The sequence below is a fragment of the Streptomyces sp. NPDC042638 genome (assembly GCF_040647235.1).
Classification (GTDB): Bacteria; Actinomycetota; Actinomycetes; order Streptomycetales; family Streptomycetaceae; genus Streptomyces; species Streptomyces rameus.
This window is the reverse complement of record NZ_JBEZBT010000058.1, coordinates 26,757-48,350: the sequence shown is the minus strand read 5'-3', so window position 1 is coordinate 48,350 and position 21,594 is coordinate 26,757. Positions and strand designations below refer to the sequence as shown.

The 21,594-nt window shown below is 73.1% G+C and carries 17 protein-coding genes, 1 tRNA gene and 1 pseudogene; 9 read left to right on the top strand and 10 right to left on the bottom strand.

Annotated features, from left to right (window positions below):
- Together AB0B40_RS32265 and AB0B40_RS32260 are read left to right on the top strand one after the other, a co-directional pair.
- Positions 1 to 251 (top strand): annotated as a pseudogene (locus tag AB0B40_RS32265) (phosphoribosyltransferase); the annotation flags it as partial.
- Between the two features lie 96 nt (positions 252 to 347).
- Complete coding sequence (locus AB0B40_RS32260; protein ID WP_362267047.1) at positions 348 to 1,478, top strand: CapA family protein; 1,131 nt, start codon at positions 348 to 350, stop codon at positions 1,476 to 1,478.
- A gap of 10 nt (positions 1,479 to 1,488) precedes the next feature.
- Here the strand turns inward: AB0B40_RS32260 and polX are convergent, their stop codons facing one another.
- The 4 genes from polX to AB0B40_RS32240 form a co-directional block, all read right to left on the bottom strand.
- The gene (polX, locus tag AB0B40_RS32255; protein WP_362267045.1) at positions 1,489 to 3,213 is read right to left on the bottom strand and encodes a DNA polymerase/3'-5' exonuclease PolX; all 1,725 of its coding nucleotides are present in this window, start codon (positions 3,211 to 3,213) and stop codon (positions 1,489 to 1,491) included.
- Positions 3,214 to 3,334: 121 nt separating this feature from the next.
- On the bottom strand, positions 3,335 to 4,666 hold the full coding sequence (locus AB0B40_RS32250) for a M1 family metallopeptidase (protein ID WP_362267043.1): 1,332 nt from the start codon (positions 4,664 to 4,666) through the stop codon (positions 3,335 to 3,337).
- A gap of 74 nt (positions 4,667 to 4,740) precedes the next feature.
- Positions 4,741 to 8,601 carry a Pls/PosA family non-ribosomal peptide synthetase gene (locus tag AB0B40_RS32245; protein ID WP_362267041.1) on the bottom strand — a complete coding sequence of 1,287 codons (3,861 nt, stop codon included), beginning with the start codon at positions 8,599 to 8,601 and terminating at the stop codon, positions 4,741 to 4,743.
- 288 nt (positions 8,602 to 8,889) lie between these two features.
- A tRNA-Leu gene (locus AB0B40_RS32240) sits at positions 8,890 to 8,977 on the bottom strand.
- Between the two features lie 211 nt (positions 8,978 to 9,188).
- Between AB0B40_RS32240 and AB0B40_RS32235 the strand changes: the two genes are divergently transcribed.
- The 3 genes from AB0B40_RS32235 to AB0B40_RS32225 all read left to right on the top strand — a co-directional run bounded on the left by AB0B40_RS32235 (position 9,189) and on the right by AB0B40_RS32225 (position 11,872).
- Positions 9,189 to 10,514, top strand: a complete 1,326-nt coding sequence (locus AB0B40_RS32235) for a M20/M25/M40 family metallo-hydrolase (protein ID WP_345049149.1) — start codon at positions 9,189 to 9,191, stop codon at positions 10,512 to 10,514.
- Between the two features lie 161 nt (positions 10,515 to 10,675).
- Entirely contained in the window at positions 10,676 to 10,909 is a 234-nt protein-coding gene (chpH, locus tag AB0B40_RS32230; RefSeq protein ID WP_345049153.1) for a chaplin ChpH, read from the top strand.
- A 117-nt stretch (positions 10,910 to 11,026) separates the two neighbouring features.
- Positions 11,027 to 11,872 (top strand): chaplin family protein, encoded by an 846-nt coding sequence (locus AB0B40_RS32225; RefSeq protein ID WP_362267039.1) that lies wholly within the window; start codon positions 11,027 to 11,029, stop codon positions 11,870 to 11,872.
- A gap of 112 nt (positions 11,873 to 11,984) precedes the next feature.
- Here the strand turns inward: AB0B40_RS32225 and AB0B40_RS32220 are convergent, their stop codons facing one another.
- On the bottom strand, positions 11,985 to 12,173 hold the full coding sequence (locus AB0B40_RS32220) for a DUF5703 family protein (protein WP_014671721.1): 189 nt from the start codon (positions 12,171 to 12,173) through the stop codon (positions 11,985 to 11,987).
- Positions 12,174 to 12,220: 47 nt separating this feature from the next.
- On the opposite strand from AB0B40_RS32220, the gene AB0B40_RS32215 reads away from it, so the two are divergent.
- Complete coding sequence (locus AB0B40_RS32215; protein ID WP_345049173.1) at positions 12,221 to 12,910, top strand: hypothetical protein; 690 nt, start codon at positions 12,221 to 12,223, stop codon at positions 12,908 to 12,910.
- Positions 12,911 to 13,048: 138 nt separating this feature from the next.
- Here the strand turns inward: AB0B40_RS32215 and AB0B40_RS32210 are convergent, their stop codons facing one another.
- Both AB0B40_RS32210 and AB0B40_RS32205 read right to left on the bottom strand, forming a co-directional pair.
- Positions 13,049 to 15,499: a helix-hairpin-helix domain-containing protein gene (locus AB0B40_RS32210; protein ID WP_362267037.1), complete on the bottom strand. Its 2,451-nt coding sequence runs from the start codon at positions 15,497 to 15,499 to the stop codon at positions 13,049 to 13,051.
- A complete protein-coding gene (locus tag AB0B40_RS32205; RefSeq protein ID WP_345049180.1) occupies positions 15,496 to 16,479 on the bottom strand; it encodes an aldo/keto reductase in 984 nt (327 codons plus the stop codon). Before AB0B40_RS32205 ends, AB0B40_RS32210 begins: the two co-directional genes overlap by 4 nt.
- Positions 16,480 to 16,662: 183 nt before the next feature.
- On the opposite strand from AB0B40_RS32205, the gene AB0B40_RS32200 reads away from it, so the two are divergent.
- Positions 16,663 to 17,718 carry an LLM class F420-dependent oxidoreductase gene (locus tag AB0B40_RS32200; protein ID WP_345049183.1) on the top strand — a complete coding sequence of 352 codons (1,056 nt, stop codon included), beginning with the start codon at positions 16,663 to 16,665 and terminating at the stop codon, positions 17,716 to 17,718.
- A 201-nt stretch (positions 17,719 to 17,919) separates the two neighbouring features.
- Here AB0B40_RS32200 and AB0B40_RS32195 read toward each other — a convergent pair whose 3' ends face one another.
- From AB0B40_RS32195 to AB0B40_RS32185, 3 genes are all read right to left on the bottom strand, one after another.
- Positions 17,920 to 18,192: a hypothetical protein gene (locus AB0B40_RS32195; protein WP_345049185.1), complete on the bottom strand. Its 273-nt coding sequence runs from the start codon at positions 18,190 to 18,192 to the stop codon at positions 17,920 to 17,922.
- Between the two features lie 49 nt (positions 18,193 to 18,241).
- Positions 18,242 to 18,508 (bottom strand): hypothetical protein, encoded by a 267-nt coding sequence (locus AB0B40_RS32190; RefSeq protein ID WP_345049189.1) that lies wholly within the window; start codon positions 18,506 to 18,508, stop codon positions 18,242 to 18,244.
- 287 nt (positions 18,509 to 18,795) lie between these two features.
- Positions 18,796 to 19,371, bottom strand: a complete 576-nt coding sequence (locus AB0B40_RS32185) for a DUF5994 family protein (protein WP_345049198.1) — start codon at positions 19,369 to 19,371, stop codon at positions 18,796 to 18,798.
- Positions 19,372 to 19,660: 289 nt separating this feature from the next.
- On the opposite strand from AB0B40_RS32185, the gene AB0B40_RS32180 reads away from it, so the two are divergent.
- Both AB0B40_RS32180 and AB0B40_RS32175 read left to right on the top strand, forming a co-directional pair.
- Positions 19,661 to 20,137 (top strand): DUF5994 family protein, encoded by a 477-nt coding sequence (locus AB0B40_RS32180; RefSeq protein WP_345049200.1) that lies wholly within the window; start codon positions 19,661 to 19,663, stop codon positions 20,135 to 20,137.
- 405 nt (positions 20,138 to 20,542) lie between these two features.
- Positions 20,543 to 21,594: ice-binding family protein (locus AB0B40_RS32175; RefSeq protein ID WP_362267035.1), on the top strand; the 1,052-nt coding region annotated here is incomplete at its 3' end.

Genomic DNA, 21,594 nt, shown 5'->3' with positions numbered 1-21,594 from the left:
GCGGCGGCCGGCCGGACCTGGCCGGCCCCCGGCTGCCCGCGGTGACGGCACCCACCCTGCTCATCGTCGGCGGCGCGGACGACCTGGTCCTCGGCCTCAACCGGGACGCACAGGCACGACTGCGGTGCGAGAACCGGCTGGAGGTGGTCCCCGGGGCCACCCACCTCTTCGAGGAACCCGGCACGCTGGAGAGGGTGACCGAACTGGCACGCGACTGGTTCACGGACCACATGGCGCCCGCGCACGTATAGCCGGCAACCATGGGCCGCTGACACATAGGCGGCGACCATGGGCCCGCTGACACATAGACGGCGACCATGGCGCCCGCGCACGAACAGGCGGCAACCATGCCCCACGGCACCGTCACCCTCTTCCTCGCCGGAGACGTCATGCTCGGCCGAGGAGTCGACCAGATCCTCCCGCACCCCGGCGATCCGGTGCTGCACGAGGACTACATGCACGACGCCCGGGACTACGTCGCCCTCGCGGAGGCCGCGAACGGACCGATACCCCGGCCCGTGGACCCCGCCTGGCCCTGGGGCGAGGCCCTGCCCCTGCTGGAGCGTGCCGCGCCGGACGTGCGGGTGATCAACCTGGAGACCGCCGTCACCGGCGACGGCGACTTCGCACCGGGCAAGGGCGTCCACTACCGGATGCACCCGGCCAACCTGCCCTGCCTCGCCGCCGCCCGTCCCGACGTGTGCGTCCTCGCCAACAACCACGTGCTCGACTTCGGGCCGTCCGGCCTGGCCCAGACGCTGGACACCCTCGCCGCGGCCGGGCTGCGCACCGCCGGCGCGGGCAGGGACGCGCCCGCGGCATGGCGGCCGGCGACCGTCCCGCTGCGCGGCGGCGGACGCGTCCTGGTCCTCGCCTTCGGCATGCCGTCCAGCGGGATCCCGCACAGCTGGGCCGCCACCGCCGAACGGCCCGGCGTCGCCTTCGTCGCCGCGCCGTCCCCGGCCGCCGCGACGGACTTCGCCGACCGCCTGCGGCAGATCGAGGAGCCCGGCGACATCGTCGTCGCGTCTGTCCACTGGGGCCCGAACTGGGGTTACGTCATCCCCCGCGACGAGATCCGCTTCGCCCACGCGCTCATCGACACCGGCGCCGACGTCGTCCACGGACACTCCTCCCACCACCCGCGCCCGCCCGAGGTGTACCGGGACCGGCTCGTCCTGTACGGGTGCGGCGACCTCGTCGACGACTACGAGGGCATCGGCGGCTACGAGCGCTACCGCGACGACCTGCGGCTGCTGTACCTGGTGTCGGTGGAGCGGGGCACCGGCCGGCTCACCGGCCTGCGCATGGTGCCGCTGCGGACCCGGCGGCTGCGCCTGGAGCACGCCTCGGCCGACGACACCGCCTGGCTGCGCACCGTCCTCGACGGCCGCCACAGCGCCCACGGAACCCGGGTCGAACACGGAGCGGGCGGCACCCTCACGGTACGGGCCCGGCACACCGGCACACCGCCGTGAGGCTCCGGGCTCAGCGCCCGCCCTCGCGCAGGAACCGGCGCAGCCGGGCCAGCGGCCAGGTGTTGATCACGTCGTCCCGGGTGAGCCAGCCGCGCTGCGCGGTGCCGACGCCGTAGCGCAGCTGCCCGAGGTGCGGGACGGAGTGCGCGTCGCTGTTCACGGCGAACCTCACCCCGTGCGCCCTGGCCCGCAGGATGTCCTCGTCGCACAGGTCCAGCCGGTCCGGCTGGGCGTTGACCTCCAGCGCGGTGCCGGTGCGCGCGCACGCGGCGAACACCTCGTCCCAGTCGGCGTCCACGCCCGGCCGCTTCCCGATCAGCCGGGTCGTGGGGTGCCCGATGACATGGACGTGAGGGTTCTCGCAGGCCCGCACCAGCCGGCGCGTCATCGCCGCCCGGCCCAGGTCGAAGTGGGAGTGCAGCGAGGCCACGCACAGATCGAAACCGGCCAGGAACTCCTCCGGCCAGTCCACCTCCCCCTCCGGTCCGATGTTCAGCTCGGTGCCGTGCAGCAGCCGCATCCGGCGCCGGGTGCCGTCCAGCTCCCGCAGCCGCTCCCGCTGGGCGAGGATCTTCTCCCGTGTCATCCGCTGCATGTACAGATCGGGCGCGTGGTCGGTGACCGCGTAGTACGCGTACCCGCGCTCGGCGGCGGCCTCCACCATCGCCTCCAGCGGCGCGAGCCCGTCCGTCAGGTCGGTATGGGTGTGCAGGTCACCGCGGATGTCCCGCTCGGTCACCACCTCGGGCAGCTCACCGCGCAGCGCCGCCTCGATCTCCCCGCGGTCCTCCCGCAGCGTCGGCGGCACCCACGGCAGGCCGAGCCGCGCGTACACCTCCTCCTCGGTACGGGAGGCGACCGACTCCCCGCTCCCGGTGTCGAACAGGCCGTACTCGGAGAGCTTCAGCCCCTGGTGCACGGCGATGGTCCGGGTGCGGATGTTGTGCGCCTTGGAACCGGTGAAGTACTGCATCGCCGCGCCCCACGACTCCGGCGGCACCACCCGCAGGTCGACCTGGAGCCCCTTGCCGGTGCGCACCGATGTCTTCTTCGAGCCGCGCGCGACGACCTCGGCGGTGACCGGCAGCCCGCACAGCGCGTCCATGAACGGCGCCGACCGCTCCGCCGCGACCAGCACGTCCAGGTCCCCGACGGTCTCCCGCATCCGGCGCAGCGAACCGGCGTACGCGCAGCGCTCGCAGCCCCGCACCCCGGACAGCTCGGCGACGATCCCCTCGGCGGTGTCCAGCGCCGACGCCAGCGGCACCCGGGCGCCCGCCCGCCGCAGCAGCTCGATGCCGTGCCGGATGTTGTCCTGCGTCTTCTCGCCGAAACCCTTCAGATCGGCCAGGGCGTCCGCTTCGATGGCCGCGGCCAGCTCGTCCACGGACGAGATGTGCAGGTCCTCGTAGAGCCGCAGCGCCTTCTTCGGCCCCAGGGTCGGGATCGTGATCAGCTCACGCACCCCGGCGGGGATCCTCGCCCGCCGCTCCTCGACCAGGGCGATACGGCCCGTGCGGAGGTACTCGGCCACCTTCTCGGCGATCGACCGGCCCACGTTCGGGATCTCCCGCAGCCCCTCCGCGTCCAGCGTGGAGATGTCGGCCGGATACCCGCCGATCGCCCGCGCCGCCTTCTCGTAGGCGCGTGCCTTGAAGGCGTCGCCTCCGGTGATCGCGAGGAGATCGGCGTACTCCCGCAGGAGCGCCTCGACGTCGTCGTTGGGCCGGGCCACGGGTCACGTCCAGGGAAGATCCACGGAGCACACGCCCCCACGGGCAGGAGGGCCTCCTCCTCCCACCGTACGAGCGTCCCCGCCGGCCCGCGCGGCGTCCCGGCCGGCGCTCCCCGGCGGGCTAACCGCCGAGCACCGGCAGGGGCGGCAGAGCCGTCCCGTACAGCCAGGCGTCGAACAGCCCGTCCAGCGGCTCGTCGGCGAAGCGGGCCGCATGCGCGGTGAACGCCTCCGTCGTCACGGACCCGTTCCGGTGCAGCCGCACCCAGTCGCGCACCATGCGGAAGAACGCCTCGTCGCCCAGCGCACAGCGCACCGCGTGCACGGCCAGGCCGCCCCGCTCGTAGACCCGGTCGTCGAACATCGACTTGCGGCCCGGGTCGGCCAGCTCCAGGTCCTGCGGCAGCGTGGCGAGCAACCTGTGCGCCGAGGCGGCCAGTTGCTGCGCGCCGCGCCCGCCCGAGCGCTCGGACCACAGCCACTCCGCGTACTTGGCGAAGCCCTCGTTCAGCCAGATGTGCCGCCAGTCGGCGATGGACACACAGTTGCCGAACCACTGGTGCGCCAGCTCGTGCGCCACCAGCCGCTCCCAGCCCCGGGCGCCGTCCACGTGGTTGGAGCCGAACAGCGACAACCCCTGTGCCTCGACGGGGACATCGAGTTCCTCCTCGGTCACCGCGACCGCGTAGCTGTCGAACGGGTACGGTCCGAACAGCTCCTGGAACAGGTCCATCATCGCGGGCTGCCGCGCGAAGTCCCGGGAGAACTCGGGGAGCAGCCGCGCCGGGATGTGCCCGTGCTGCGGAACGCCACCCGGCCCCGGGTCGCCCAGCAGCACCGTCTGGAACATGCCGATCGCCAGCCCGACGAGATAACTGGACGTGGGCACGGACTGCTCGTACACCCAGGTGGTCGTCGAGGCCTTCGTCGTACGGGTCAGCAGGCGCCCGCCCGCGACCACCGCGTACGCGGACGGCGTGGTCACCGATATCTGGTACGACGCCTTGTCGGCGGGCCGGTCGTTGCACGGATACCAGGACGGCGCCCCGACCGGCTGGCTCGCCACCAGCGCCCCGTCCTCCAGCTCCTCCCAGCCGAGCCCGCCCCAGGGGCTGGCCACCGGCTTCGGATTTCCGGACCAGTGCACCTCGACGGTGAAGGCGGCCCCGGCCCGTACCGGCTTGGGCGGCTTGACCCGCAGCCTGCCGCCCCGGTGCGTGTAGTGCGGCTGGCGGCCGTCCACCCGGATCCGGCCGATCCTGAAGTCCGCCAGGTTGAGCTGGAATTCGGCGAGCGGCGCCCGCCCGGCGATGGCGTTGATCCGGGCGGTGCCGGACAGCCGGTTGGGGCCGGGCCGGTAGTCCAGCGCGAGTTCATAGCGATGCACCCGGTACCGGGGATCGCCGTTGTCCGGGAAGTACGGGTCCGGACCCGCCGGCTGCTGCACTGCCACTTCCGTGTTCGCTCCCTGCCCCTTGCTCGAACCGTTCGGTGCACCGGCGCCCGCGGGCACCGAGTGGCCCGCGCTCACGGACGCCATGCCTCGATCGGGTTGCCGAGCCAGCGGGTGTCGTCCGGGACGGACTCCGCGGCCATGACGAGCGACGCGGGACCCAGGGTCGTGCGGGCCCCGATCGTGCTGCCGGGCAGCACGATCCCGCCAGGGCCCAGCGTGGCGCCCTCACGGAGGACCACAGTATCCGTCCGCAAGATCCGGTCGTGGAAGAGGTGAGTCTGCAGGACACAGCCGCGGTTCACGGTGGCCGCGTCCCCCAGGGTCACCAGGTCCGTCTCCGGCAGCCAGTAGCTCTCCACCCAGACGCCCCTGCCGATGCGCGCGCCGAGTCCGCGCAGCCACGCCGTCGTCACCGGCGTCCCCGGCACCGCCCCGGCCAGCCACGGCACCGCCAGCACCTCGACGAACGTGTCCGCCAGCTCGTTGCGCCACACGAACGAACTCCACAGCGGATGCTCCCCGGCCCGGTGCCGCCCCACCAGCAGCCACTTCGCCCCGACGGAGACGACCGCGGCCGCGGCCCCCGCCGCCACCAGCACCAGCCCCGACAGGGCCCAGGCCCACGCCCCCAGCGCGCACAGCGCCACCACCGTCGCCGCGGCCAGCGCCGCCGAACACAGCACGGGCAGGATCCGGCACAGCTCCACGAGAGCACGCGCCCACAGCAGCCCGGCCGGCGGATCGTAGGTACGGCTCTGGTCCCCGTCGGCCGCACTGCGCGGCAGCTTCACCGGCGGCAGCCCCAGGTACGAGGTGCCCTTCTTGGCCTTCTTCGGCGTCGCCGAGAGCACGCCCACCAGGCCGCCGTCCGGCACGCTCCGCCCGGGCGCGGTCATCCCCGAGTTCCCGAGGAACGCCCGCCGCCCGATCTCCGCGCGCCCGATCCGCACCCAGCCGCCGCCCAGCTCGTAGGGCGCCGTCAGTGTGTCGTCCGCCAGGAACGCCCCGTCGCCGACGGTGGTCAGGCTCGGCAGCGCCAGCACGGTCGACACCTCGGCGCCCCGCCCGATCCGCATCCCCAGCAGCCGCAGCCACACGGGCGTGACCAGACCCGCGTACAGCGGGAACAGGGTCTCCCGGGACCGGTCCATCAGCTGCGTCACGGTCCACGCCTGCCAGCCGACCCGGCCGTGCACCGGATGCGTGCCCTCGCGCAGCCCCAGGCTGAGCACCCGCACGCCGGCCAGGATCAGCAGCGCGTACGCCAGCCCGTAGGCGAGCGTGGCCGGCACGAGCCCCAGCGCGGCCCCGCGCAGCGCCTGCGCGAGCGAGCCGCCGGGCGCCACGAAGATCCGGGCGACCAGCAGCGCGGCCACGCCCGCGAACAGCGGCATGGCGCCGAGTACGAAACCCGTCACGCCGTACATCACCCGCCAGTACGTGCCCCGCTGCGGCCGCTCCTTCGGCCAGTTGCGCTTGGCCTTGCCGAGCTTGACCGCGGGCGCGCCCGCCCACCTCTGACCGGTGGGCACCTGCCCGGTGACCGCCGACCCCGGCGCCACCTCGGCGCGCTTGCCGACCCGGGCACCCGGGAACAGCGCGCTGCGCGTCCCGACGACGGCGTGCGCGCCGACCTTGACCGGGCCGACCTCCAGGCGGTCGCCGTCCAGCCAGTAACCGGACAGGTCGACCTCGGACTCGACGGCCGCGCCCCGGCCCAGCTTGAGCATCCCGGTGACCGGTGGCAGCGAGTGCAGGTCCACCTCGGGCCCGACCTTGGCGCCCAGCGCCCGCGCGTACCGCTCCAGCCAGGATCCGGTCAGCGCGGTGGCCCCGCTGAACTCGGCCAGCCGCTCGGCCGTCCACAGCCGCAGATGCACGCTCCCGCCGCGCGGATACCGCCCCGGCGCCACGCCCCGCAGCAGCAGCCGCGCCCCGCCCGCCGCGAGCGCGATCCGCCCGGGCGGGGTGAAGAACAGCAGGCCACCGGCCGCGAGCAGCCACCAGGGGGCCGTGGGCAGCCAGGCGTAGCCGGGCAGCAGGTTCCCGGCCGCCGCCAGCACCAGCGTCCAGCGCAGCCCGAGCAGTGTGACCAGCGGAAGCAGCACGAGAAGCTGGACGGCCTGGGCGCGGAGCGGCACCGGGGCGACCGTGCGCCGGGCGCCGTCGTCCTGCGCCGAGGCCTCCAGCCGCCGGGCCAGCTTGCGCAGCACGGGCTGCTGGTAGATGTCGAGGACGGCGGCGCTCGGGTAGCGGGTGCGCAGCCGGGTGGTGAGCTGGGCGGCGGCCAGACTGCCGCCGCCGATCGCGAAGAAGTCGTCAGAGGCGCTGGTCACCGGGGCGCCCAGCACCTGCGCCCACTGCTCGGCGAGCCAGGCCTCGGTGCCGTACAGGTCGGCCTTGGGGGTCTGCACACCCTCCAGGGGCCACGGCAGTGCGTTGCGGTCCACCTTCCCGGAGGTCCGGGTCGGCAGCTCGGCGACGGGCGCGAGCAGCGGCACGAGCGTGGCGGGCAGTGTGGCCCGTAGCTTCTCGACGGCCGCCGCGCGGTCCCAGCCCTCCTGGGTCACCACGTACCCCACGAGCAGCTGATTGCCGCCGCGGGCGGTGCGCACGGCGGCGGCCGCCCCGGCGACGCCGGGCAGCGCCTGCAGCGCGGCGTCCACCTCGCCCAGCTCGATGCGCCGCCCGCCGAGCTTGATCTGCTCGTCGGCCCGCCCCAGGAAGACCAGCCCCTCGGGCTCGGCCCTGACCAGATCACCGCTGCGGTACGCCCGCTCCCAGCCCAGGGACGGAAGCGGCGCGTACTTCTCGGCGTCCTTCTCGGGGTTCAGATACCGGGCGAGGCCGACCCCGCCGATGACCAGCTGCCCGCTGCCCCCCAGGGCCACGGGCTCCCCGGCGTCGTCGACGACGGCGAGCTGCCAGCCGTTCAGCGGCAGCCCGATCCTGATGGGCTCCTCGCCGGTCAGCAGCGCCGCACAGGCGACGACGGTCGCCTCGGTCGGCCCGTAGGTGTTCCACACCTCGCGCCCCTCGGTGACCAGCCGCTGCGCCAGTTCGGGCGGGCAGGCCTCGCCGCCGAAGATCAGCAGCCGTACGTCGTTCAGGGTCTCGGGCTCCCAGAGCGCGGCCAGCGTGGGCACGGTCGAGACGACGGTGATCTCCTGCTCGACCAGCCAGGGCCCGAGATCGGCACCGCTCCTGACCTGTGACCGGGGCACGGGCACCAGGCAGGCGCCGTACCGCCAGGCCAGCCACATCTCCTCGCAGGACGCGTCGAAGGCGACGGACAGACCCGCCATCACCCGGTCCCCGGGCCCGATGGGCTCCTCGGTCAGGAACAGCGCGGCCTCGGCGTCCACGAAGGCGGCGGCGCTGCGGTGCGTGACGGCGACGCCCTTGGGCCTGCCGGTGGACCCGGAGGTGAAGATGATCCAGGCGTCGTGCTCGGTGCCGGGCCGGCCGGCCGCGACCGTGGAGGCACCGTGGACGGTGATCCGGTGCCCGGCCCCGACGACGGCCCGTACGTCCGCCTCGCCGAACACCAGCTCGGCCCGCTCGTCCGGGTCCTCGGCGTCGACGGGGACGTAGGCGGCACCGACGGCGAGGACCGCCAGGATGGCGACGTACAGCTCGTTGGTCCCCGACGGGACCCGCACCCCGACCCGGTCCCCGAGCCCGACCCCCGTGTCGGCGAGCCGCAGCCGCAGCCGCTCCACCTCCACGGCCAGCGCACGGTAGGTGAGGCGGTGGGTGCCGTCGTCCAGCGCGAGTTCGTCCGGGTGCGACCGCACGGACGCGTCGAAGACGTCGACCAGGGTGCGCGGCGAGGCGGCCGGGGCCGCCGAGAAACGCGCCCTGTCCCCGAACTGCGTGCGGATCTCTTCGTCGAGCACGCCGAGAGCGCTGCTCTCGTCTGTGGCTGCCATCAGGTCCTCACGTCGGGTCCGGCTGGGTGACAAACCGGAAATCTTAGTACGACGCTAGGTTCCGGCCCCTCGTCCGACCACGCGAGAGGGGCCGCCCGGGTGCACTGCGTGATCGTTCCGGATCGCTGACCTGCCGGTCTTCGCGGCGGAGGAGAGATGGCCCACACGAGCGCCAATAAGCGGACATTGGGGGCCGGTTGGGGCATCCGTCGACGGCCCCGGCGTGACAGGCCGGTACGGAGAGGGCGAGGCAAAAGCAGAGGGCCCCTGACGAACAGGGGCCCTCAGTGGTGTCCGAGGGGGGACTTGAACCCCCACGCCCGATAAAGGGCACTAGCACCTCAAGCTAGCGCGTCTGCCATTCCGCCACCCGGACAAGGTGTCTGTCGAGCGAGGTTTTCCCGGCGGGGTTTGCCTCGCGGCGACGAAGGAAACATTACCAGGCTTTCGGGGGTGCCTGATCACCCCCCGTGCCGTGGCCGGGCACGCGTGAACGGTGTGTGACGGGCCGGGACCGGCCTTGGGCGCCGGACACGACCGGAGAGAGGATGGGGGGACCACCAGCAGTGACAGCGGGAGGAAGCAGCGTGAGCGAGACGGACACGGCCAGGAGCGTCACCGGCCAGGACGAGGTCGTGGACCTCTGCCGCGAGCTGATCCGGTTCGACACCAGCAACTACGGAGACCACTCCGGGCCGGGCGAGCGCAAGGCCGCCGAGTGGGTCGCCGAGAAGCTGGCCGAGGTCGGGCTGGAGCCGAAGATCTACGAGTCGCACCCCGGCCGCGCCTCCACGGTGGCCCGGATCGAGGGCGAGGACCCGTCCCGGCCCGCGCTGCTGATCCACGGCCACCTGGACGTCGTACCGGCCAACGCCGCCGACTGGACCCACGACCCGTTCTCCGGCGAGATCGCCGACGGATGCGTGTGGGGACGTGGCGCCGTCGACATGAAGGACATGGACGCGATGACCCTCGCGGTCGTCCGCGACCGGCTGCGCAGCGGGCGCCGGCCCCCGCGGGACATCGTGGTGGCCTTCCTCGCCGACGAGGAGGCGGGCGGTACGTACGGCGCCCGCCACCTGGTCGACAACCACCCCGAGCTGTTCGAGGGCGTCACCGAGGCGATCAGCGAGGTCGGCGGCTTCTCCTTCACCGTGAACGACCAACGGCGGCTGTACCTGATCCAGACGGCCGAGAAGGGCATGCACTGGATGAAGCTGACCGTGGCCGGCACCGCCGGACACGGGTCGATGATCCACCGTGACAACGCCATCACCGAGCTGTCGGAAGCCGTCGCCCGGGTCGGCCGGCACACGTTCCCGGTGCGGGTCACCAAGACCACCCGGGCCTTCCTCGACGAGCTGGGCGACGCGCTCGGCACCGAGCTGGACCCGGAGGACATGCAGGCCACGATCGCCAGGCTCGGCGGCATCGCCAAGCTGATCGGCGCGACCCTGAGCAACACCGCCAACCCCACCCAGCTCAGCGCCGGCTACAAGGTCAACGTCATCCCGGGCGAGGCCACCGCCCATATCGACGGTCGGTTCCTGCCCGGCCACGAGGAGGAGTTCCTCGCCGACCTCGACCGGCTGCTCGGCCCGAACGTCCGCCGCGAGGACGTGCACACCGACAAGGCGCTGGAGACCGGCTTCGACGGGGACCTGGTCGAGGCCATGCAGTCCGCGCTGCTCGCCGAGGACCCGACCGCCAAGGCGATCCCCTACATGCTCTCCGGCGGCACCGACGCCAAGTCCTTCGACGACCTCGGTATCCGCGGTTTCGGTTTCGCCCCGCTCAAGCTGCCGCCGGAGCTGGACTTCGCCGGCATGTTCCACGGCGTGGACGAGCGCGTGCCCGTGGACGGGCTGCGGTTCGGCGTACGGGTGCTCGACCGGTTCATCGACGCGTCGTGATCCCGGCCCTCTCGGGGGCGCGCGAGACGGTAATCGGGCAGCCGTACGACGCCGACTGAGAAGGGTGAATGCGACGATAAGCTCGTAGCTTCATTACTTCCTCCTCGTTGCAGCTGATGTGATCCCGCGCCTTGGGGTCGCATTGTCAACTAGGAGGAAGAATGATCAAGAAGGTCGTCGCTGCTGCGGCCGCCACCGGTGGTCTGGTTCTCGCGGGTGCGGGCCTCGCCGTCGCCGACTCCGGGGCCCAGGGTGCCGCCGTGCACTCCCCGGGCGTCGTGTCCGGCAATGTCGTCCAGGTGCCCGTGCACGTCCCGGTGAACGTGTGCGGCAACACGATCAACGTGATCGGGCTCCTGAACCCCGCCTTCGGCAACGCCTGCGTCAACAAGTGACACCGGCTCCCTGAGGGGCGTCCTTTTACGAGCCGTCGGCCCCGGAGCGCGCGCCATGCGTTCCGGGGCCGACCGGTCTCCTGAGAAGCAAGGCACAGAAGGCAGGGGGGATTCAGCATGCGACAGGGCACGCGCAAGGGCCTGATGACCATGGCCGCGGCGACCGGCGTGATCGCCGCCGCCGGCGGCTACGCACACGCCGACTCGGGCGCGGCGGGCGCCGCCGGGGGCTCACCCGGCGTACTGTCCGGCAACACGGTGCAGGCACCGGTGCACGTCCCGGTGAACGTCTGCGGCAACACCGTGAACGTCGTCGGGCTCCTCAACCCGTCGGTGGGCAACGCCTGCGCCAACCACGGCGGCGCACCGGGGGGCCGGCACAGCGGTTCCGGCGGCTCGCACGCGGGCGGCCACACCAGCGGCTCGCCGGGCGTCGGGTCGGGCAACACCGTGCAGGTGCCGATCGACGTCCCGGTGAACGTGTGCGGCAACAGCGTCGACATCATCGGGGTCGGTAACACCAGCACGGGCAATGACTGTGCCAACGGGGGCGGCCACGACAACCCGCCCGGAAACCCGGGCCACCCGGGCCATCCCGGTCAGCCGGGACACCCGGGTCAGCCGGGGCAGCCCGGTCACCCGGGTCAGCCGGGACACCCGGGGCACCCCGGAACGCCTGGTCACCCAGGCAGCACCGGTAGTCCCGGCACCCCCGGCACTCCGCACCAGCCGGGCGGCCAGGGCCACCCCGGTAAGGGCGTCCGGTCCGCCACGGGCGGCTCCGCGGCGGCCCACGGTGCCTCCCAGGTCGAGGCGCGGACGGGGCGCTCCGCCCAGCCCCTGACCACCGCCGAGCTCGCGCACACGGGCAGCGAGGTGCCGCTGGGCATCGCGCTGCCGGCCGGCGCGGGCGCGCTGCTCGCGGGCGCGGTGCTCTACCGCAAGGCCCGGGCCTCGGCGTAACGGCAGCGCCGGGTACGACGGCGGTACGGCCCGGGGCCAGGGCCGTACGCCTGGCGGACGGAGCGGGCGCCCGGCCATTCCGGCGGGCGCCCGCTCCGTTCCATGTCCGCACTCACCATGTGGCGCGTACCTGGCGGATGATCCGCCGGCGCAACCGCACCCTGCGGCTGCCGTCGCGCAACAGGCTCAGTCGGTCCAACTCCCAGTGTCCGTACTCGGCATGGTCGGTCAGCAGACGTGTCGCCTCCTTGCGGGAGACCCCGCGAGGCACGTACACGTCGACAAATTCGTATTCCGGCATCGCATCTATTGTGCGGGCTGGTGCCTGGTACGGATAGCGTCTGCACTATGTCTGATGCTGCGCAGCCCACCGCTGCCGACGTACGCTCCGCCGCGGAGGCGGTCAAGACCGCGCTCGACCGTCATCTGGCCGCGGTCGAACGCAGGTCGGGGGAGGACGATCCGGCCGTCTCCGAGGCGTTCAACCAGCTGGCCGCTGCCGCGGAGGCGTACGACGAGCTGCTCTACGACCGCTATGACGAGGTCACGCCCTTCGAGATCCCCGGTGCGGAGGACGCGCTGCCGCCGTACGCGGGCCCCGAGGAACCGAACGCGATCAGCGTGCTGATCCGCCGCGACTACACCGTGGCGGAACCCCAGCGGCTGCTGGCGCAGGCCCAGCGGGTCGAGGCGGCGGAGATCGACGACGGCGCGGACGACGACGATGCCGCCGGGACCGTCCCCGGGGCGCTCGGCATCCTCTTCGGGGAGTTCGAGCCGGACGAGATCGCCTCCCGGCACAAGGAGTTCGGTCTGGAGGAGGGCGACTCCACGCTCTGGGTCACGGCGGCGGAGGAGCCGCCCGAGGCCGGCGAGTGGCTGGAGGCGCCGTTCGAGCACATCGATCCCCAGACGGTGGTGTGCCGGTTCGACGTGAGCGCGGTGTTCGACGAAGAGGACTCCGCCGGCGAGGACGACGAGGAACTCGACTTCGTCGAGGAGGACGAGGAGCTGGAACCGCTCGACGCCGAGAAGTGAGGCCGGGCCCGGCGGTGCCGTGGGCGCCGGGGCCGGTACGGCACCGCCGGCTTCCGCCGTCGTGGCTGATCGGCGCCACGGTGGCCATGGCGGCCATGGCGTTCATGGCAACCATGGCGGCCATGGCGGAGGGAACGGTCAGGTCGCCTGGGGGCGCAGCAGGGTCTGCAGGCGGGTCGTGCGCGGCTTGGGCGGGATCTCCGCGACCGCCCTCGGCAGGGCCTGCTCCACCCCGTGGACCACGGACAGATGCCGTTCCGCCCGGCCGAACGCCGTGTACACCCAGGGCCGGCTGAGCGCCTGCGCGGCGTCGCCGGGCAGAACCACGACCGCCGCCGGCCAGCGGGCGCCCACCGCCTGGTGCGCGGTGACCGCCCAGCCGTGCCGGACACTGCCCTCCACCCGCTCCCTCGGTACGACCACGGGGACGCCGGCGCACGACAGGTGCAGTCCGTCGGCGTCGGCGTTCACCACCACGCCCGGCACCGTGCGGCCCGGCGCGGGGGAGTAGGCGATCCGGTCCCCGGGGTCGAAGCCGCCGAACCGGCCGGGCCCGGGGTTGAGGCGCTCCTTCAGGGCGGAGTTGAGGGCACGGGTGCCCGCGGCGCCGCCATGGCCCGGGGTGATCACCACGGTCTGGTCGGCCGGGACGCCGATCGCCCGCGGCACCGAGTCCGCCACCAGCTGCACCGTCCGGTGCACGGCCTCGCCCGCGTCGCGCACCGGCACGATGACGACCTCCTTGCCGGGGGCCGAGACCTGGTTCAGCTCGCCGATGCCGATACCGGAGACCAGCTCGCCGAGGGGACCGGGGTCCGGGACGCGGGAGGCGGCCTGCGGGCAGACCCGGGACGCGAGCAGATCGGCGAAGACCCGGCCCGGCCCGGCCGACCACAGCACACCCGGGTCGCCGCTGAGCACCAGCCGGGCCCCGTCGCGCAGCGACTCCACCAGCATCGCCGCGCTCTCCACGTCGAGCTGCGGTGCGTCCAGCACGATCAGCAGGTCGAGCTCCAGCGCGCCGTCCGCGTCCCGGCCGGGACCCTCGGCGCCGGACAGCAGCCCGGCGACCGTGCCCACGGCCCGCTCCGCGAGGTCCGCGCCCAGCTGCGCTGCCACCCGCCGGCGCCCGTCCGGCGTGTGGCAGGCGGCGAAGGCCCGCAGACCCGCGGCGCGGGCGGCCCCGAGCAACGAGGCCGGCTCGGCGCGGGCCGCCTCTGCGCCGGTGTGCAGCACCAGGCCGTGCCCGGCGACCGCGCGGGCCAGCTCGGCCGCACCGCCGGAGAGCCCGGCGGCGGCCGCCTCCCACGCCTGCCCGGCCTCCTCCGACGGGGAGTTGACCAGCCGGGCCAGGCCGTCGGCGAGGCTCTCCTCGGCCAGTGCGTACCGCTCCAGGCCCACGAGGACCCGGACCGGCCGCTCCTGCTCCTCCTCGGCGTCCTCGGGCGCGGGGGCGCCGGGCTCCTCCAGGGCGTCCTGGAACACCAGCGCCTCACCCTCGGCGAGCGCGCCCTGCACCGCCGCGTCCGGGTCCGGCACGCCCTGCCGGCCCAGCGCCTCGGTGAGCGCGGGCAGTTCCAGAGCGGTGTGTCCGGCCACGGCCGCCTGCTCCAGGAGCCAGACGGTCACCGCACGGCCCCGCCGCTCGTCGTCCGGCCCGCAGGCGGCACCGAGCAGCGCCCGCGCGAAGCCGTCGGCCTGCTCCGGCCGTACGCCGCCGACCCGGAGCAGCAGCCAGGGGTCCTCCCGGAGCGCGGTGTCGGCGCCCTCGCCGAGGACCGCCGCGATCTGGGGGGCCAGGGCATCGGGGGCGCCGCCCTCGGTCAGTACCCGGCGCACCGCCTCCACCGCCTCCGGTGCGGGACCGCGGGGCGCCACCTGGGCGGGGGCGGGCTGGGGCCTGCGCACCGGCTCGGTGGCGGGCCGGCGCGGCGCCGGCGCGGGCTCGGCGAACACCGTGGCCGCCGGCTTCTCGCCGCTTTCCACCGCCCGGACCGCCGCGAGCAGATCGGCGGCCCTGCCACTGAGCTTGGTGCCGCTGTCGATCGGGCCCTTCCGCTCTGCCTTGCGCCGCTCGATCCGCTCCCGCTCGGCCCGCTGCGCGAGCAGCTCGGCCTCCGCCTCGGACACCGCCGCCGCGCTGTTCGCGCCGTCGCCGCTCCCGGTCTCGCCGGTGCCGGTCCCGCCGTCGCCGCCCTGGGCTTCCTCGCCCGCCCCGGGCTCTTCCGGGCTCCCGGTGCCGCCGCTCTCCGTGCCGTCGCCGACCTGGGATTCGGCCCCGGCCGCCGTCTCAGCCGCCCCGCCCGGCCCGGTTCCCTCTGGCCTCTCGCTCGCGCCGTTGTGCGGGCCGTCGCCGCCCGCAGTGCCGCCCGCAGTGCCGCCCGCGTCCGGCTCGCCGTCGCCGACCTGGGTTTCCCCGGCCCCCGCCGCCTCAGCGGTCCCGCCCGGCTCGCTCTCCACGGAACCCTCCGCCGCGCCGCCGGCGGGCGCACGGCCCTGCTCCCCGGCCGCTTCCCCCTGCTTCGCGTTCCGAGGGGTGTCCGGCGTCCCCGGCCCGGCTTCCTCCGTGGTCTCCGGCTCCGTGCTCACAGCGTGCTCCAGTCGTGATCGGGATAGCGGTGCACGGGCGCCGACACATCGTCCAGCGCCCGGCAGATCTCGTCAGGAAGACTAAGGGCCTCCACTGACAACGCCGCCGTGAGCTGCTGCGCGTTGCGCGAGCCGACGATCGGCGCGGCCACCCCGGGCCGGTCCCGGACCCAGGCGAGGGCCACCTGGAGCGGGGTGACCGCGAGGCCGTCCGCGGCCGTCGTGACCGCGTCCACGATGCGGGTCGCCGTGTCGTCCAGGTACGGCTCGACGAACGGGGCGAGGTGCTCGGAGGCGCCGCGCGAGTCCGGGGGAGTGGTGTGCCGGTACTTGCCCGTCAGCACGCCCCGGCCGAGCGGGGAGGAGGGCAGCAGGCCCACGCCCAGGTCGAGCGCGGCCGGCAGCACCTCGCGCTCCACGCCCCGCTGCAGCAGCGAGTACTCCAGCTGTGTGCTGGCCAGCCGGGTGCGGGTGCCCGGCGCGGCCAGCTGCCAGGTGGCCGCCTTGGCCAGCTGCCAGCCGCAGAAGTTGGAGACGCCCGCGTACCGGGCCCGTCCGCTGCTCACCGCGAGGTCGAGGGCCTGGAGCGTCTCCTCCAGCGGGGTGCCGGGGTCGTAGGCGTGGACGTGCCACACGTCGACGTACTCCGTGCCGAGGCGGGCCAGGGAGGCGTCGAGCGCGGCGAGCAGATGGCCGCGGGAGCCGTCGAAGCGGCGGTCGGGGTCGGGTACGCTGCCGGCCTTGGTGGAGACGACCAGGTCCCGGCGCGGCACCAGGCCGTCCATGAGCCGTCCGAGCAGGTACTCCGCCTCCCCGTCGCCGTACACGTCGGCGGTGTCGACGAGGGTGCCGCCGGCCTCCCAGAACGCCTTCAGCATGTCAGCGGCGTCGTGTTCGTCGGTGTCCCGGCCCCAGGTGAGGGTGCCGAGCCCGATGCGGGACACACGCAGGCCGGTACGGCCGAGATGCCTCTGCTCCATGCGGGCGAGATTACTGGCCAGAACCGGTGCGGTGGGTTGCCTGTGGATAACTTGATCGGCCCCCGGCGCGGCGGCGGAACCGGAACGCCGACCGGGAAACGTCCGCGGCGCCCTGCCGTCGGAATCCGCCCCGCGCTATGGTCACCGCCAAGGGACGTTACTCATCGGTAAGGGGAATCGCGCATGCAGCTCGGGATCAACCTCGGCTACTGGGGTGCCGGAATGGACGGCGACAACCTGGCGGTGGCGCAGGAGGCCGACCGGCTGGGCTACGCGGTGTGCTGGGCCGCCGAGGCGTACGGCTCCGACGCGGCCACGGTGCTCAGCTGGGTCGCCGCCCAGACCGAGCGCATCGACGTGGGCTCGGCCATCTTCCAGATCCCGGCCCGGCAGCCCGCGATGACCGCGATGACCGCTGCCACGCTCGACTCGCTCTCCGGCGGCCGGTTCCGGCTCGGCCTCGGCGTCTCGGGCCCGCAGGTCTCCGAGGGCTGGTACGGCGTCAAGTTCGACAAGCCGCTCTCCCGCACCCGCGAGTACGTGGAGATCGTCCGCAGGGCGATGACCCGGGAGCGGCTGACGTACGAGGGCGAGCACTGGACGCTGCCGCTGCCCGGCGGCCCGGGCAAGCCGATCAAGCTGACCGTGCACCCGCAGCGCGAGCACATCCCGCTGTACATCGCCGCGATCGGCCCGAAGAACCTGGAGCAGACCGGCGAGATCGCCGACGGCGCGCTGCTCATCTTCCCCTCCGCCGAGCACCTGGAGGAGACCACGGTCAAGCATCTGCGCGCGGGCCGGGAGAAGGCGGGCCTGACCCTCGACGGGTTCGACGTGTGCCCGACCCTGCCGCTCGCCGTCGGCGACGACAAGGACGTGGCCCGGCTCGCCGACACCTTCCGCCCGTACACCGCGCTGTACGTCGGCGGTATGGGCAGCGCCAAGCAGAACTTCTACAACCAGCTCGCGCAGCGCATGGGTTACGAGAAGGAGGCCGCCGACATCCAGCAGAAGTACCTGTCGGGGGACAAGCAGGGGGCGGCCGCCGCGATCCCCCAGGACCTCATCGACAAGACCACGCTGCTGGGCTCCGTCGACCGGATCGCCGACCGGATGAAGCAGTACGCCGCCGCCGGGGTCACCACCCTCAGCCTCGCTCCGGCCGGCTTCACCCTGGAGGAGCGGCTCGCGTCCCTGCGGGCCGGCAGTGAGGCCCTTGAGCGGGCCGGCCTGGCCTAGGAAGGTTTCAGCGGCCGTGGTGGGGGCTCGGGGGTCTTCCCCGCCACGGCCGTCACCGGGAACAACGCGCCCGGCGCCGTGCGGTTACGACCCGGGCGGCCCTTCTTGGGCGGCTCCTCTCGGGCGGTCCTTCGTCCGGCCCGCCCGCACGCGTCGGCCGCACCTTCGCCGGCTCGTCCGCGCCCGGGCCGCTCCGGGAAATCAGCTGTGCTCTTCTTCCTCGGACTCCATCCGCCGGATCCCCTCATGGGTGAGGGTGACCATCGCGGGGGTGTTGCCGGGTTCCCAGTCGACGGTCACCAGGCTCTCGCCCGCGAGGTAGGTGCAGGCGGCGGCGAGATCCTGTTCCGGTATGCGGAGGTCGCGTCGCAGCTGTGCTCCGGTGATACCGAGGAGGCGGTTGCCTTCGACGGCTTCGTACAGGGCCCGGAGCACCTGTTCGCGGTAGGTCCTGCGTTCGCTCAGTGTGGCCATGACCGCGTTCTTCCGTGTGCGGGGGTGGGTTCCGGGCCCGTGGTGGCTCTCAGGTCTCGTCGGGGTGGGCGCCGGTGCCGACGGGGCTCCGGCTGGCGGCCAGCCAGGAGCGGGCGGGGCCGGCGGGTGTCGCGGTGTCCACGGTGAGGTGGAGGCGGGTGTCGCCGTCGGGGCCGGGGTAGCTGCGCTGTTCCGCTCCGGCGAAGCAGTGGCGAAGTACCTGCGCGACCGCTCGCGCGGCTTCGGGTGTGTGAGCGATGATCCGCACCTCGGCGTGCCCGGGCGACGGCGGTGTCCGGGTCTCGGTGTACTTCACGTGGGCGTGGTCCCTTCGGGGCGGGTGGGAAGCCGACGGGACGGGGGCGCCGTGGCGCCCCGGCCGCCGCTCCGGTCCGGGGAAGATCCGTTCCTCACCGGTCGTTTCCGTGCGGTGGGCCCGATGTCCGGTGTCGTCCGGCAGGCCGGGAGGCCTCGGCAGGGGGGCGCTGAAGTGGTGGGCCGCGATCCGGGCGTCGTGCTGGGCGTTGAGCAGGTGGATCAGGCGCGTCCCGATGCCGATCGCGACGGCGATCACCGCGATGATGACGAGGGTTTCCACGGATCTCACCTCCGGCCGTTTCCGGTCAGCGGGAGGATGGTTCGCCTCATCGGGTTCCCGGAGGGGGACATGCAGGCTCCGCCTTCGTCCTCCCAGGTGGCTTCCCGGCGCACGATGTCACGGATGCCGCTCGCGATGACGGCTTCGTCGGCCATCAGGAGGCCCGCGGTGAGGGCGCTGCCCGGGATCGCGGCGGCGGCCATGAGACGAGCCGCGGCGGCGGGTGCGGTCTCGGGCGGGACGACGAGGAGGTCCCAGCGCCCTACGGTGTAGGAGAGCAGGATCAGCTTGTCGGGGTCCTGTTCGGTGAACCAGCCCACGTGCAGCCGTCGCCCGCCCACGGCCACCGTGTGCGGCACGACGGGCCAGCGGGTGGGGTTCACGGTCACACGCGTCACGCGCCCCCAGAATGTGTCCAGGGCGGCGGTGAGCGGTGGGAGCTCGGCTTCGAGGTCGCGGGAGTAGGGCCACCAGGCCCCGTCCAGCTGGCCGGCGAGCGGGGTCTTCGGGGTGAGGGACAAGCGTGCCGGAAGCTCTGCGGCGAGGTCGCGGGGGGCGGTCCGGTCAAGGGTCGTGGTCATGGTGCGGACCTGCCCCCGGGCTGCCCTTCGGCAGCCCGGTATTGTCGTGATCGCCGGAAATGACACCCGCGTGAAAGCCGGTGTGCGAAGTACCTCCGGTGTTTTCACTGTACGCCTGTTCGGCGGACTCTGAGCGCCGTGACCAGGTATTTTCCGGCGACGGCCGGATCGGGCAGCGAGAGTATCGTGGACTGACGACGGCTGGTGCACGCCGCCGGCCGGGCACCGGCGTCGGTAGGCCCGCGAACCGCGACGACGCACGGCCGTACCCGTAGACGGGCGGACCCGCATGGCTGACACCGACCTTCCCCACACGCCCCCGCTGCTGCTGCCGGATGCGATCCACCAGGCGGTCAAGCCAGGTACGGCCCTGCTGCGACTGGAGACCACGCGATCCCGTGAGGGACTCCTGGACGGCGCGTGGTGGCCGCGCACGCGCGACATCGAGACCGAGCTGCCCGCGCTGATCAGCGAGTTGACCGGGCATCTCGGGCGGATCACCAGGGTGGCCCTGGACGCGTCCGCCTGGAACGGGCTTCCGACCCGCCTGGTCATCGACGACCAGGTCGTGCACCTCGACTCCCACCCGGTGGGCGACGACACCGTCCTCATCACGCGAGGCGACAACGACCACTTCGCCCTGCTGGTGGTTCCCCCGGCCACCGCAGCCGATGCCGCCCGCGAAGCGATGGCCCGCGCGGTCCGGGCCGACAACATCACCCCGGCCGCACAGATTCTCGTCGCCACCACGCCCGAACCTGAGTAGGCCCGGCACGAAAGTGTCAGTGCCGACTTCGGAATTGCGGTCCCCCGGTACGCCGCCGTCGCTGGTGCCGAGACGGGCAGCCCCGGGGTAGGCGATCGCCGTGTCGCTTCCCACGGTCACCGGCGGCATTCTCCCCGCCCAGCCACCCCGCCGACGAGCCGGCCCTCGCCGCCTCGCTCCGCCGTATATCTCGCGGAACATCGAGGGAAAGAAAGTCGGATAATCAGGGAGATGAATTTAAATGCTTCAAACATCACTTGCACCATAGGAATGAGCGGTCGCACGTCCGTCGTTCCATTCCGGCTTCGAGTGAAAACTTTTGCGTAATATGCCAAGAGCAACAGGCTTCCCGGGCGAACGGTTAAGGCCCGGTATGCCCAGGCCCCTACAGGAAATGGCCTCTCGATGAAGCTGAGAATCCCTCAGGCGGCTCGCCGTCGCTCTCTGTCCGGCTTGCTGGCTTCGACTCTCGCCGCAACGGTCGCCGCCGCGATGGTCGCCCTGACTCCGACACAGGCGCTGGCCATCGCCACGCCCGTGCCCCTGGCAACTGCCGCGAGTTTCTCCGTTCTCGCCGGACAGGGAGTCACCAACACCGGTCCTTCGCTGATCAGTCACGACCTCGGGACGAGCCCGAATCCGGCCATCTCCGGGTTCCCGCCCGGGCAGGTGCTCGGCGCCGTGCACGCCGCGGACGCCGTCGCACTCCAGGCCAAGGCCGACCTGGTCACGGCGTACAACAACGCGGCCGGACAGGCCACGGACTTCGCACTTCCGGCCGGCATCACCACGGGCACCACGCTGATCCCCGGCGTCTATACCGCGACGGCCGGTGTGGGGCTGACCGGCGACCTGATCCTGGACGCCGCAGGGAACCCGAACGCCGTCTGGGTCTTCCAGATTCCCGAAGCCCTCACGACGGCGTCCTCCAGCCGGGTGCTGCTCACCAACGGTGCTTCGGCGTGCAACGTCTACTGGCAGGTCGGAAGTTCGGCCACCCTCGGCACCAACTCCACCTTCGTGGGCACCATCATGGCGCTGACCTCGATCAGTGTGACCACTGGGACGAACATCGAGGGCCGGGCGCTGGCCCGTAACGGCGCCGTGACGCTGGACAACAACAGGATCTTCCTCAACAGTTGCGCGACCACCACCACCGGTGGAACGACGGCGGGCACTACGGCCGGCACGACCACCGGAACGACGGCCGGAACGACCGGTGGCGGACTGCTCGGCGGTGGCCTGGTCAGTGGCGGGCTCCTGGGCGGTCCCATCGTCGGCGTCACGAGCGGTGGCACCGCGGGCAACGTCGCGGGCAACACGGCCGGGAACACGCAGGGCAACACGGCCGGGAACACGCAGGGCAACACGGCCGGAAACACCGTCGGCGAGCAGGAGCACGGGGGCAAGCCGGAAGGACCGGAGCAGGGCCCGAAGCCCGAAGCGCCGGCGCACGG

What these genes read in the sequence shown, in the direction of transcription:
- AB0B40_RS32260 (WP_362267047.1), top strand. Translation starts at nt 348, where the DNA reads ATGCCCCACGGCACCGTCACCCTCTTCCTCGCCGGAGACGTCATGCTC.
- AB0B40_RS32245 (WP_362267041.1), bottom strand. Translation starts at nt 8,601, where the DNA reads ATGGCAGCCACAGACGAGAGCAGCGCTCTCGGCGTGCTCGACGAAGAG.
- chpH (WP_345049153.1), top strand. Translation starts at nt 10,676, where the DNA reads ATGATCAAGAAGGTCGTCGCTGCTGCGGCCGCCACCGGTGGTCTGGTT.
- AB0B40_RS32225 (WP_362267039.1), top strand. Translation starts at nt 11,027, where the DNA reads ATGCGACAGGGCACGCGCAAGGGCCTGATGACCATGGCCGCGGCGACC.
- AB0B40_RS32220 (WP_014671721.1), bottom strand. Translation starts at nt 12,173, where the DNA reads ATGCCGGAATACGAATTTGTCGACGTGTACGTGCCTCGCGGGGTCTCC.
- AB0B40_RS32215 (WP_345049173.1), top strand. Translation starts at nt 12,221, where the DNA reads ATGTCTGATGCTGCGCAGCCCACCGCTGCCGACGTACGCTCCGCCGCG.
- AB0B40_RS32205 (WP_345049180.1), bottom strand. Translation starts at nt 16,479, where the DNA reads ATGGAGCAGAGGCATCTCGGCCGTACCGGCCTGCGTGTGTCCCGCATC.
- AB0B40_RS32200 (WP_345049183.1), top strand. Translation starts at nt 16,663, where the DNA reads ATGCAGCTCGGGATCAACCTCGGCTACTGGGGTGCCGGAATGGACGGC.
- AB0B40_RS32195 (WP_345049185.1), bottom strand. Translation starts at nt 18,192, where the DNA reads ATGGCCACACTGAGCGAACGCAGGACCTACCGCGAACAGGTGCTCCGG.
- AB0B40_RS32185 (WP_345049198.1), bottom strand. Translation starts at nt 19,371, where the DNA reads ATGACCACGACCCTTGACCGGACCGCCCCCCGCGACCTCGCCGCAGAG.
- AB0B40_RS32180 (WP_345049200.1), top strand. Translation starts at nt 19,661, where the DNA reads ATGGCTGACACCGACCTTCCCCACACGCCCCCGCTGCTGCTGCCGGAT.